This is a genomic window from Methylobacillus sp., assembly GCF_036844465.1.
Taxonomy (GTDB): Bacteria; Pseudomonadota; Gammaproteobacteria; order Burkholderiales; family Methylophilaceae; genus Methylobacillus.
The window spans coordinates 1-12,838 of the sequence record NZ_DAIUFW010000021.1 but is presented as its reverse complement, the minus strand read 5'-3'; the positions used below and the strand labels follow the sequence as shown (position 1 = coordinate 12,838).

Here is a 12,838-nt window from a genome sequence, read left to right as displayed (position 1 = left end):
AGTTACGACAGTTTCCTGCCGAATGACCGTTTACACAAAAATTCTTACACCCTCTCTCCAGGTTACGTGCCATTTTTATACCGATACTTTGAATCAACCCTGACTTACCAATAGTTCGATCTCTATCATGTACCCAGATATCAATAGATCCCGTTGCTCTGTTACAACCTGAATAATATCCACGGATAGGTGATTTATTTTTCTGGTCAATTACAACAAAATCATTCGGATATAAAGAAAATACGAACTCAAAACTATCGTCAATCTGTGTCCATTCATCCTCGTCCTTACCTTGAACAATTGCCCGATTCGGCAACCCTGTCACCTTATGATGCACATACACTGGCACCAGATGATATTTCCCTGCCTTAGTAAACACATCCACCCGCAGCATCGTATCGTTCTTAGCAACGCCGCCACGGATGGGAATGCCTGAAAGCTTATCTATGACCATCGTCACGGTGCGCACGACCGGGCCAGTAGGATTACCCTGTTTATTCGGTTTACGCGGCAATGCCCGCAATCTTTCGATTTCCGCGCCTTCCTCCGTTGTCAGCGCCCGCTTTTCTTCCTTGACTATCTTTTCGATATCTCTGGCCTGTTTCTCCCGAGCTTCGCGGCCTTCAACCCAAACACGCAATGCTGAATACAGTTTTTCATTACGTTCGGGATCAACCAATTTATCAATATCAGTGATTTTCAAATCGCTGACCGCGACTTTCTGTGTGACGCTGCCTTTGGTTTTCAAACGTTCCGGCTGTGCATAAATGGTTTCCTTATGGACGGCTCCGCTATTCCGCCGTTGCGGTGCGCGTGAGACAAACAGTGTCCTGACATCATGCAATGCATCATCGTCATACCCCATGCCCCGTAATTCCGCCCGCAAACTTTGTAGATCGTCCTGATACAAACGGGCCGTCAATTCCTGACAAAAATGCGGCCACGGTGTTGGAAAATGTTGCTCCAGTTGATCCAGCATCGTGGGATTCACAATTTCCCCGGTTTCCATATCCACCAGGCCTTCACGCGCCGCAGCCAGTTCGTTGCGCTTGGAATAATCAGCCAATCTTTTGACCATTCCATGACTACATACAGCGACTACAACAGCATCCAAGGCATGATGCCGGTCTGAATCGGCCCGCACTTTGACCAATCCCCAACGAGCGCGCAAGAACGAGGTCAATTGGCCGTTCACCACTACGCAACGTTTGGAAGTACTGCCTTCCGCGAGCTTGAGATAGCGCTCGACATAATTCTTGAAGAAACGGCAAATATAGCGTGTGTCGTTAAGGTTACGATCGCTGAACTCACTCGCCTCTTCTTTGCCAAAATCCTTGCGCAACAGTCGGTTACGTTTGGCCTGCCGATAGGTTTTGGTGGAGTTAACAAATGCCACAAACTCGCGCCAACGTGGGCTGTCCTCCTTGCCGCCCAGATACTCATAAGGCGTCATATTGCCTTTGTTGCGGTTTTCCGCAGTCAGCACCAACACCCGGTTATTCTTACTGTCATCAAAGCTGCGGGAATATGGCAGGGCATGGTCCACCTCCACATACCCCATTTCAAACAAGCGATTCATGTCCAGCGGTTGCAGAGAATAAGCGCACTTGCCATGTTGCTCACGATACAATTGCCACTTCTCGAACTCCCGTCCCTTGAGTTCGCCAGAACTGTTGTATTCAGCATCAAAAGCCAATCTGTCTTTTGCATTGCGATCCCGATATTCCTTTTGCTGCCGTTCAATATCACGCCGTTCGTCCAATGGCCGAGACAAGTCTCTCGCCATTTCAATATGCACTTCATCAGGCGAGCCATATTGCTTGATCATGGCATTGACCACTTTGCGCGCCTGATTCAGCGCGCGAAGCACGACAGGGTTACGCGGAATATCCAGGTCTTCATTGAATTTAAGCCTACCGTCCTTTTCACGAGCGACATAAAACGGCGGCAAATACCGATATTCTCCAGCACCAGCCTCATGCATCTGGCTATGGTGATAACCTGCTTCAATGCACGCCTCATCATAGCGCTGCCCTTTCTCCATATAGGGCAGGATTCGATACAGCGCCTTGAAGGATAAATTGCTGAACTTATCAAACCGCACCGTGAGCAAGACCTGAATCAGATCGGCCTTGTTTGGCAAGTCCAGCTTGTTCAATTCGCGCTCAACCTCCTCATCTTCCTTGTAAACGCTCAATATGCGCGCAATCTCGTCATACAATTGCGGCTTGCCATCCAGCGCAGCCACGGTCACTTGCCGCCAATCCTCTTCCAACCCTGCGTCTTTCATGCTTTTGCGCAAAGTCTGCCAGGCTGGCATCCTGACCAGCTTTTCTTCTTCCGGGTCTTTGGTTTTCTGCTGCTCTTGATTAGCATTGGGGTAGATTAAACCTGCGAAGCGGAAATCTGCTGTCAATCCGGCTTTTTTAAGTGCATTACGCAACTGCTTATAGCTGAAATCTCCACTCTGCTCATACGGCAAACCCAGCACCAGATGCCGCTCAGCTTCATTCAATGCACGCCTCTCGCCATCCACGATCAGCCGCAGGTTGTTCAAACGCGTCAGCCAGACATGCCGCTCAACAGTGAAACTCGCTTTCGGTGCACGGTACTCTCCCTTTTCAAACGTGCATTTACCGAGCATTTCCAATAATTTCTCGCCAGACAAAGCGGGATGCTGAGCCCAGAGTAAGCCGGTTTTCCTATCCCGCAATGCCTGCTCCAAGGTTTCCGACGTATACGGATTGCCCAAGCTGCGCTGCCTGTCGAACAAGATGCTCAATTCATCATCTAACAACAACCGGGATAATGCCTTGCTATAGTCGCCGCGCTTATTGCGCTGGGCATCCGGGAATTCGCTGATCACCATTTCAGCAGCAGTTCGATACTGCTTTTCCTGCATCAACCGTTTGGTGCCCGCCAAGCCTTTCTTGACCGCGCCGCCTTCCTTGTCACTCTCGGCCGCTTTTTCTTCCGCCTTGCTCAACCAATGGAAACCACGATGTTTGCAGATATGGTAGATGACGCGTGCCCACTCTTCCGGCTCCAGCTTCCTGTCCAATGCCGCTACGCGAAGCCTCCAAAGATCAGGTGTTTTGAATCCAGCAGGCGGCGCTTGCTTCAGCACGCTCACGTCATGAATCAAGGCTTCACGCTTCAATAATCGTGCGAGTTTCGTCAATCGCCATGCCCGTCGCCGCAAGCGGCGACGCAACAATCTGGCCATCCGCCGGGCAAGATTTAATGATTCCCCTTTATCCGCGGTTTCCGCCTTATCAAAGCAGCGCACCCCAAGGTCAATAATGCGGTTTTCTCCCAGAACAGCCCAGCCAACCGACGCAATCCCGATATCCAATCCGAATGCCAAAGGGCCAAGATTCTTCTTGTTTTGCATGCCAAAGTCCCCTATCATTTGTCCCGTTGTAGTCATCCGGGGTGAGAGCCGTTGCTACAATAAGAACTTAATTGTTCGTATCCAGCCCGGCCTTCTGGCCGGGCTTTATTATTTCCACCTCTGCAATATATATCACCCATTGTCAATTTACTATTCCGCAACGCAGGCCTCTGGGTATTGATCGTAAAATCACATGCATATCATGCTGTTCCGCGATACGTTATAATCCGGCAAAGAAGCTTTACCAGATACTCAGGCACAATTCCTATAATGATCAAAAAACTGCTGCAACGCGTTTTTAAATCCCCCAAAAAACCTGCCTCCTCCAGTACGGTCCGTCCTCAGGGCAACACCGAGCGCATTCCTGCCAAGGTGCACCACATAGACCGCAAGCTCATCAGCAATGCAGCGATCAAGACTACTGACAGCTTGCAAAAGGCGGGTTTCGAGGCGTTTATCGTGGGCGGCGCGGTGCGGGACCTTTTGCTGAAGCAACGCCCCAAGGATTTTGACGTGGCGACCAATGCCACGCCGGAGCAGGTGAACCGGATTTTCCGCCGTTCGCGCATCATCGGCCGCCGCTTCCGTTTAGTGCATGTGATGTTTGGCGACGAGACCATCGAGGTTTCCACCTTTCGCGGCCATCACCTGAGCGAAGAGGGCGATGCCAAGGTGGCAGATAGCGGCCGCATCCTGCGCGACAATGTGTTCGGCAGCCAGGAAGAGGATGCCGTTCGCCGGGATTTCACCGCCAATGCCTTGTATTACGACCCGGCCAGCGAAGAAGTGCTGGATTTCCACCATGGCGTGGCGGATATCCAGGCGGGCATCTTGCGAATGATAGGCGACCCGGCGATGCGTTACCGTGAAGACCCGGTGCGCATGCTGCGCGCGGTGCGGCTTTCCGCCAAGCTGGGATTGAAAATTGACGCCGCCACGGAACAGCCGATTTCCGAGCTGGCCAATTTGCTGCATGATGTGCCGCCTTCGCGCTTGTTTGACGAAATGCTCAAGCTATTCCTTTCCGGACATGCGCTGGAAAGCGCGAATGCGTTGCGCCAGCATGGCCTGCATCATGGCTTGTTGCCATTGCTTGATGTCGTGCTGGAGCAGCCGATGGGTGAGCGCTTCGTGACGCTGGCACTAAAAAATACGGACGAACGGGTGCAGACAGGCAAGCCGGTATCCCCCAGTTTCCTGTTCGCCACCTTGCTTTGGCATGAGGTGCTGCTGGCCTGGAAAAAATACGAGCAGCAAGGCAATAAACCCATCCCCGCGCTGCACATGGCGATGGATGAGGTGTGCGATATTCAGGCCGAGAAGATGGCGATTCATAAGCGCTACAGTGCCACCATGCGCGAAATCTGGGGCATGCAGCCGCGCTTCGAGAATCGCGCGGGCAAGCGTCCTTATGGCCTGCTGGAGAATCCGCGCTATCGCGCCGCTTATGACTTTCTGCTTTTGCGCTGCGAATCCGGGGAAATCCCCACCGAGCTGGGACAATGGTGGACGGATTTTGCCAATGCCGATGGCGAGAAACGCCAGGCCATGCTGATGCCTGAGTCCGCGCCGCGCAAGCGCAGACGCCGCCGCACCAAGAAACCCGCTGCGGCCTCTGGAGAATAACCATGGCACGCGCCTATATCGCATTGGGCAGCAATCTGCGCGACCCTGCCGATGAAGTCAGCCGCGCCTTTGCCGAGCTGGGTGATTTGCCGACAACCCGTCTCGTACGCCGCTCGTCGCTGTATCGCACGGCACCGGTAGGCTATGACAACCAGCCGGATTTCATCAATGCCGTGGCAGAAGTGGAAACCAGCCTCAGTCCGCTTGAGTTGCTGCGCGCCATTCTGCAACTGGAAAACCAGCATGGGCGCGAACGCCCGTTTCCCAATGCGCCGCGGGTGCTGGACCTGGATTTGCTGCTGTATGATGACATTGCCATACGCACCACTGAACTGACACTGCCACACCCTCGCATGCATGAGCGTGGTTTTGTGCTGTTGCCGCTGGCGGAAATTGCGCCCGACCTGGAAATTCCCGGTCATGACCGAGTGGCAAGCCTTGCGCTGCATTGCGCGGATCAAGGCGTCGCCTTACTGGAATCCTCAGTACCATGAGTATTTTTGACCGTTTTCACTATATCGTGGTTGAAGGCCCGATCGGCAGCGGCAAGACCACGCTGGCCAGCAAGCTGGCGGACATGTTCCCGGTCAACCTGTTGCTGGAAAATGCGGGCGCCAACCCTTTCCTGCCCAAGTTCTACCAGGATGCGCCGCGCTACGCCCTGCCTACGCAGATGTTTTTCCTGTTCCAGCGCGTGGAGCAGATCCGCGAGCTCTGCCAGCGCGATATGTTCAACCAGGCGACGATTGCCGATTTCTTCCTGGAAAAAGACCAGTTGTTCGCCCAATTGAACCTGGATGATGAGGAATACGCGCTCTACCGGCAGATGTATCAGCATTTGCATGTGCAGGTTCCCACGCCAGACTTGGTGATTTACCTGCAATCCCCGGTGGATACTTTGTATGAGCGGGTCAACCAGCGCGGCACCAATTACGAGCAGGAAATCGCGCGCGAATACCTCTCCCGCCTGGCCGATGCCTACAGCACTTTCTTCCACCAATACGACGGCGCTCCGGTGCTCATCGTCAATAACGAAAACCTCGACATCACGGAAAAGGATGCCGCCATGCAGATGCTGCTGGAGCGCATCATGCAGATTCGCGGCCGCCGCGAGTTTTTCAATCCGAACATGGAGTAAGAGGAACCTGTTCCACATGAACCTGCTTGCATTACAACAAATGAAGGCGCGCGGCGAGAAAATCGCCGTGCTCACCAGCTACGACGCCAGTTTTGCCGCCTTGTGCGACAAGGCCGGAGTAGAGGTGCTGCTCGTGGGCGACTCGCTGGGCATGACCATCCAGGGCCACAACAGTACATTGCCGGTTTCGCTGCGCGATATGGAGTACCACACGCGATGTGTCGTCAAAGGTGCGCAACAGGCTTTCATCGTCACCGATATGCCGTTTGGCAGCTACCAGAAAAACCCCGAGCAGGCGTTCGAGAATGCCGCCCTGCTGATAGCAGCTGGCGCGCAGATGGTCAAGGTGGAGGGCGGCGCCATCATGCTGGACACCGTGCGTTTCCTCGTGGATCGCGGCATTCCCGTCTGCGGTCATCTGGGCCTGACGCCGCAATCGGTGCACCAGTTCGGCGGCTACCGCGTGCAAGGCCGGGACGACGCGGCCGCGCGGCAATTGCTGGCGGATGCGCAGGCGCTGGCCGAGGCTGGCGCTGGCATGCTGGTGCTGGAAATGGTGCCGTCAGCCTTGGCCGCCAAAGTCAGCCAGGCCATCGCCATCCCTGTGATCGGTATCGGCGCGGGCAAGGACTGTGATGGACAGGTGCTAGTATTGCAGGACATGTTGGGAATTTATGCCGGCAAATCGCCGCGTTTCGTGCGCAATTTCATGCAAAACGCATCCAGTATAGAACAAGCCGTTGCTGACTACGTCGCGGCAGTCAAATCACAGGCATTCCCGGCCCCCGAACACAGCTTTGAATAAACCATGACGTTGGAAATCATCCCTGACATTGCCAGCCTGCGCGCGCGCCTGGCCCAGGAAAAAAATATTGCCTTCGTGCCTACCATGGGCAACCTGCATGCCGGGCATCTCCATTTGATAGCGCTTGCCCGACAATACGCTGATTGTGTAGTGGCGAGCATTTTCGTCAATCCCTTGCAGTTCGGCGCCAATGAAGACCTGGACAATTATCCGCGCACCCTGGCAGCTGATTGCGAAAAGCTGGAAACAGCAGGTGCCAACATCGTATTCACGCCGACGGTCAGCGAAATGTACCCCACCGCACAAACCATGCGCATTACGCCTCCACCCATTGCCAACGAGCTATGCGGCGCGGCACGGCCCGGACATTTTGACGGGGTCGCTACGGTAGTGATGAAGCTGTTCAATATCGTGCAACCGCAGGTAGCGATATTCGGCAAAAAGGATTTTCAGCAGCTATTCATCATTCGCGAACTAGTGCGCCAGTTCAATCTGCCGATTCAAATCATCGCAGGCGAAACCCAACGCGAGGAAAGCGGCCTCGCGCTCAGTTCGCGCAACGGCTACCTCAGCGCCAGCCAGAAGCTGGAGGCGCAACGCCTGTATCGCACCCTGAAACTGATCGCAGACAATGTGCAGCAGGGCAACCGCGATTACCGCGCCATCGAGACCCAAAGCAGCCAATACCTCACGCAACTCGGCTGGATGGTGGATTACATCTCCATCCGCTCCGCCCTGACCCTGATGCCTGCCAACGCTGAAGACCGCAACCTCGTGGCGCTGGCTGCAGCACGGCAGGGCAAAACCCGCTTGATCGACAATATCGAATTTTCCGTTGCCTGATATAAACAGGCAGACGGAACAGCGCAGTACCCCTCACATCTTTCCTGCACTCTCAAACCAGTAAAAACCAATCTCCATACGGGTTCCCAGCTTTCTTTCTAGCGGAAAAAACTGCTTGAAAAATGCGATTGCTTCCTATTGAGTACCACTTAGGTGTAATTGCCGCTCCTGCCATCAATTGATTTAATCAGGCTTCCAGTTCAATTTGTTCATCGCAATTTCAGGAGAAGCACTATGAAAGTCAAGCATCAGGCAGTAAAAGACCAGCAACCATCCATGAACGTGGACGGTGTCGCAGCATGGCTGGGTGATACCTTTGTTTCCGCAGACAAGGACAAAACCATCTGCGCAGGCTTCTTCCATCTGGGCGCAGGCAAGCCTTTGGACTACACCTATGATTACGAGGAAATGAAGATTGTGGTGGATGGCGAATTTCACCTGACCGAAGTCAACACAGGCACCAAAGTCGTAGCCAAGGTAGGCGACGTGATCTATTTCGCCGATGGCGACCATATCATCTTCGAAACACCAAAGGGTGCCATTGGTTTCTTCTGTGGTCAGCGCCAACCTCTATAACAGGTTGTAACTGCCATTCTCCCGCCCCGGTACTGTGATCCAGTCTCCGGGGTCTTGTCATTTTAGCTTTTGAATTTTTTAACCTCTGGTTTTATGCTGATGCCGCCAGACGGCAGCTTCCAGGCGGCTGGTCAGGTTCAGCTTTCTTAGCAGATTCTTGATATGCACCTTGACGGTGGTATCGCTGATCCCCAATTTGCGCGCGATGGTCTTGTTGTTCATCCCCGCAGCCAGGCACTCCAGAATTTCATGCTCGCGATCCGTCAGCGCAGCATCATTGTTCGCCTTGCGGACATTGGGCTCCAGCAGCGCGTTCTTCAACACCTCGGTCAGGCTGTCCTGCAGCACCGTCACGCCGCTGGTGGCCTTGAGCAGGTTGTCACACAAATCTTCCGGCTCCATATCCTTGAGCAGGTAACCGTCCGCGCCGGCGCGCAAGGCTTCCAGCAAATCATCCTCGGCGTCTGATACGGTGAGAACGATATTGATGCTGGAAAGCGTGGTGGCCTTGAGTCGTCGCAAGGTTTCCATGCCATTCATCCCCTTCATATTGAGGTCAATCAGGATGATATCCGGCAGCAACTGTTCGGCAAGGTCCAGCCCTTCCTGGCCGGAAGCTGCTTCCCCGATCACCTCGAAATGCTCATCTGCAGAAAGCATTTGCCGTACGCCCTTGCGGAACAATGCATGGTCGTCAACCAACAGCACTTTATAAATTTTTTCCATGTGACACCTCTCAGCCCTGCGGCAATTTTGGAGTAAATACCAAGCGGACCCGGGTTCCGCCCTTGCGTCTATCTGAAATTTCGATGGTCCCACCCAGGCTATAGGCGCGCTCCTTCATGATGGTCTGGCCATAATGGCCCTGCCCGTCAGCAAGCGGCTTGTAGCCAATGCCGTCATCATCAATGGTAATGACCACGGTGCCGTTCGACTTGTATAACACGAGGGAAACCATGACATTCTTGGCATCCGCATGCCGCACGATATTGGACAAGGCCTCGCGCACGATATGCAGGATGTGGAACTCTTCATTGACATTCAACCGGCAATTATCCAGCCGGTTATCCAGCGCAATCGACAGGTTGGAGCGCTGGGAAAATTCATCAATTGCAAACTGTAACGCCACGCCCAATCCACGCACATCCAGATGCACCCTGAATGTCGCCAGCAGTTCGCGTAATTCGCGGTAGGCATTATCCAGCCCTTGCCTGAGCTCAACAACCACCTCGTCGCTATTATCCTTGCCAGTGCTGCTTTGCAGACGCGCAATCTGGATTTTCATGAAGGAAAGGGATTGCGCCAGCGAATCATGCAACTCGCGGGCAATGGCTGCCCGCTCTTCCAGCAATGCAAGACGGCGCCCTTCCCTGTCACGGTCGTTATATCCGATCACCATTTCCAGCAACTTGCTGGTCAGTTCCAGCAGTTGCATTTCATGACTTTCCAGGATGCGATCACGTTCCGTTTCAACCAGCAGCATATCAATGGAGTCGCTTGCCGATGCAAACTTCAGCGCAATACAGCGCACTTCCATCTGATCCGCACCCATTTCCACAAAATTCACCATGCCATACTGCGCCAGCTCATCGGCATGAGCCGTCTCCAGTATCGTAGGCGCATGGGTGGAATACACTACCTGGCCTACCGCCAGCCTGGGGCTGCTTCCCTCAAAAATGACAGCCACATTATTAACATTCAATGACTTTTCCAAAGAGAGCAATATCCTGCGCAAGCTCAATTCGTTTAACGGCTCATGCGTGACAATCTCGACAAAATGCGTCAAAAACTCCTGCGCCCGCAACATCCTGCGCAAGCGGTCGCTCACCTGATCCGCCCAGCTCTGACCCGCAGTCAGGCTTTCCAGCTTGGACATTACGGCAAACAGCTTGCGCTCCAGCAACGTGAACTCATCCTCCTTGAAACCAGAAGTGAACTGGATCACGGTACCGGGAAGGAAAGACAATAATTTACCCACCCGATCCACCAGGATACGCCGTGCGCCCAACGTAATGGCTGTAATGCAGACCATGATCAATATCATGGCCACAAATTGCAGCAAAGCAATCACGGATTGTTTAATCTCCAGGTCGTCCTCCAGCGCTGTCGATAACTTTTCCGCCGCCTCTACCACCTCCGTCGCCTCGGAAATCACATCAGTAAATGGCTGCTTGGTTTCACAGGCAATACGCAGGTTTCTTTGCGCCAGATGCAAAGCACTGAGCGCATCAATAAGCGCAGGATTGTTTTGCTTGGATATCCAGACCAACTCTTGTGGTTCAATAAGCGAGAAGTGGATTTCGCGCGGATTGAAAATGGATTTTGCCAAAGCATCATCGCCGCGTTCTGCCATATTAATGGCAGACCTGAACAAAAATGTATGATTGGTAATCTTTTTAATTGTGGATTGGGTTAAAGGAATATAATCGATTAAAAACAGTGCGCCAGCCATGGTAAGCATGACGCTCATGGCAATGCATCCAAGCAACACCAGCAGGCGCAGATAAAGCACATGATGGCTTAAAAACCTGAATTTATTCCTGACCAGTTTGAACATTTTCTTCCGTCATGTAGCGAGAATGTTTCCGGATTTAATGAAAAGTCACTAAAAAGGGCTCACAAGATGAGTTTATATATTTTCAGCACATTGATACTGAGTCTTGTATTCATGCTTGTTTTTGGTAACTGGTGGGATAATAACGCGCCATTTCGCGGCCATGTATTGATGGTTATTTTATTCATCATTTTCATTTTTTCCACCATTTTAATGATCGCGACTTATCCTGTTCTTTCCAACCACATCATCCGCAATAAGAAACGCAAGAATTCAGATAATATCACATGGGGAAAAGACGTTTCCGTCAACCTTTCCACACCTGCCGCAGTGGTAGATGGATATACCCTTATTTTTGCCAATCATGCATTCCTCAATGACCTTGGCATGTCCGGCATGCATGAGCAAATTGTCGGCATGCCGCTGACCAATATCATTCATCCATCCGACCATCACACCCTGGCCCGCCTGCTCTCGGAAAGCAAACATAACAACACACAAAATAACCAGGTCGTTACATTACGCATGCTTTGCTACGATGGCACTATTCTCCCTGCGCAAATGGCATTGTCCCTGATAGGCAACGAGAACAACTCCAACCTGAGTTTGCTGCAATTCTCGTCAGAATCCAGCTTGCGCAGCGTATCAATCCCCTCCAATGATCAATCGCATTATCAATTGCTTATCAACCAGATCGAGCAAATCGTCTTCCACATCAATGCCAATGGCGAAATTATTTTTCTGAACCCCTCCTGGGAGCACATGCTGGGGCATCCCATTCCCGCCAGCACCCATCAGCCATTGCTCAACTTTTTCCATCCCGAAGACAAGCCCATGGTGGAAGCACGCATCAACTCGCTCACCCAGGGGAAAAGAAGCAGTTTTCATCTGCAATGCCGCCTGATCGCCAACAACGGCCATACCATTTGGGTGGAACTCAGGGCCAAGACAACCTCGGCACATAAAGGCGAACGCTCCAGCGTCATCGGCACCATGGCCGACATCAACCGCATGAAAACCATCGAAGCCAGCTTGCGCGCCAACCGCCGCTCGCTCACCACATTACTCAGTAATATTCCCGGTATGATTTACCGTTGCAAAAATGATAAAAACTGGAGCCTGGAATTTGTCAGCGATGGCAGTATTGATGTGTTGGGTTATGAATCAAACGAGTTGATCAACACTTCCACATTTTCGTTTGCTGAAACCATTTATCATGAAGACCGCGAGATGGTTATGGATATCATACAGCGTGGCGTTGCAAGCCAGAAACGCTACCAGATGATCTATCGTCTTGTGACCCGTTCCGGCGAAATCAAGTGGGTATGGGAGCAAGGGAAAGGCGTCTACTCCAATACCGGTGAGTTATTGGCGCTGGAGGGTTTTATCACCGATTTCTCGGACCAACCTGATTCCTTTTTATTATTGAAATTCCGCGATCTTTTTCTCAACCAGACATTGAATTAACTTTGATAACAATTCATTCTTTCAAGAACAAAAAAGCCAACATTATTCAATGTTGGCTTTTTTATTTCATATTGCTTTAATAGCGATTTTAGAAAGTACGCTTGAGGAAAAAGATCACATGATCCTTACCAGTATGTTTGCCACCTGCATCTACGTAGATGTTGTCATCCGCAGTGGTCATGGTGTAATTCACACCCGCATTCCAGCCTGTGGATTTACCCACGGAGAAATCCTTGTTCACCCCGATCAGGTAATCGGTGTAATTGAAGTCTGAGCGATGCTTCACGCGCTGATGGCCTGCATGCAATACCAGGTTCACATCCCACCACGGCAATGTGTAGTTGAAATTCAACTCAAGATAATCGCTGCCCCTGGAACTACCCTTGCCATCTGCATCGGGTCCTTTATCCAACCCTTTATATCCGAAGAAATCAG

Annotated in this window: 11 protein-coding genes; 7 read left to right on the top strand and 4 right to left on the bottom strand. The window is 52.1% G+C overall.

Translation table 11 applies throughout. The features are described from left to right. Window positions 1-3,394, bottom strand: a 3,394-nt coding sequence (gene cas9 / locus V7Z75_RS13455; RefSeq protein WP_334109170.1) for a type II CRISPR RNA-guided endonuclease Cas9, incomplete at its 3' end; no start/stop codon positions are given. A 270-nt stretch (window positions 3,395-3,664) separates the two neighbouring features. Here cas9 and pcnB point away from each other — a divergent pair. The 6 genes from pcnB to V7Z75_RS13425 all read left to right on the top strand — a co-directional run bounded on the left by pcnB (window position 3,665) and on the right by V7Z75_RS13425 (window position 8,382). Next, window positions 3,665-5,020, top strand: coding sequence for a polynucleotide adenylyltransferase PcnB (gene pcnB, locus V7Z75_RS13450; RefSeq protein WP_334109169.1), 1,356 nt, complete (start codon window positions 3,665-3,667; stop codon window positions 5,018-5,020). Between the two features lie 2 nt (window positions 5,021-5,022). Further along, window positions 5,023-5,514: a 2-amino-4-hydroxy-6-hydroxymethyldihydropteridine diphosphokinase gene (folK, locus tag V7Z75_RS13445; RefSeq protein ID WP_334109168.1), complete on the top strand. Its 492-nt coding sequence runs from the start codon at window positions 5,023-5,025 to the stop codon at window positions 5,512-5,514. Continuing rightward, entirely contained in the window at window positions 5,511-6,158 is a 648-nt protein-coding gene (locus tag V7Z75_RS13440) for a deoxynucleoside kinase (protein WP_334109167.1), read from the top strand. Before folK ends, V7Z75_RS13440 begins: the two co-directional genes overlap by 4 nt. A 16-nt stretch (window positions 6,159-6,174) precedes the next feature. Beyond that, on the top strand, window positions 6,175-6,963 hold the full coding sequence (panB, locus tag V7Z75_RS13435) for a 3-methyl-2-oxobutanoate hydroxymethyltransferase (protein WP_334109166.1): 789 nt from the start codon (window positions 6,175-6,177) through the stop codon (window positions 6,961-6,963). Between the two features lie 3 nt (window positions 6,964-6,966). Further along, complete coding sequence (gene panC, locus V7Z75_RS13430; RefSeq protein ID WP_334109165.1) at window positions 6,967-7,806, top strand: pantoate--beta-alanine ligase; 840 nt, start codon at window positions 6,967-6,969, stop codon at window positions 7,804-7,806. Between the two features lie 234 nt (window positions 7,807-8,040). Continuing rightward, window positions 8,041-8,382, top strand: coding sequence for a cupin domain-containing protein (locus tag V7Z75_RS13425; protein ID WP_334109164.1), 342 nt, complete (start codon window positions 8,041-8,043; stop codon window positions 8,380-8,382). A 78-nt stretch (window positions 8,383-8,460) separates the two neighbouring features. Here V7Z75_RS13425 and narL read toward each other — a convergent pair whose 3' ends face one another. Both narL and V7Z75_RS13415 read right to left on the bottom strand, forming a co-directional pair. Further along, complete coding sequence (gene narL, locus V7Z75_RS13420; protein ID WP_334109163.1) at window positions 8,461-9,108, bottom strand: two-component system response regulator NarL; 648 nt, start codon at window positions 9,106-9,108, stop codon at window positions 8,461-8,463. A 10-nt stretch (window positions 9,109-9,118) separates the two neighbouring features. Continuing rightward, complete coding sequence (locus tag V7Z75_RS13415; protein WP_334109162.1) at window positions 9,119-10,735, bottom strand: histidine kinase; 1,617 nt, start codon at window positions 10,733-10,735, stop codon at window positions 9,119-9,121. Between the two features lie 414 nt (window positions 10,736-11,149). On the opposite strand from V7Z75_RS13415, the gene V7Z75_RS13410 reads away from it, so the two are divergent. Continuing rightward, complete coding sequence (locus V7Z75_RS13410) at window positions 11,150-12,403, top strand: PAS domain-containing protein (protein WP_334109161.1); 1,254 nt, start codon at window positions 11,150-11,152, stop codon at window positions 12,401-12,403. 88 nt (window positions 12,404-12,491) lie between these two features. Here the strand turns inward: V7Z75_RS13410 and V7Z75_RS13405 are convergent. Then, a partial coding sequence (locus V7Z75_RS13405) for a TorF family putative porin (protein ID WP_334109160.1) occupies window positions 12,492-12,838 on the bottom strand: 347 nt, incomplete at its 5' end.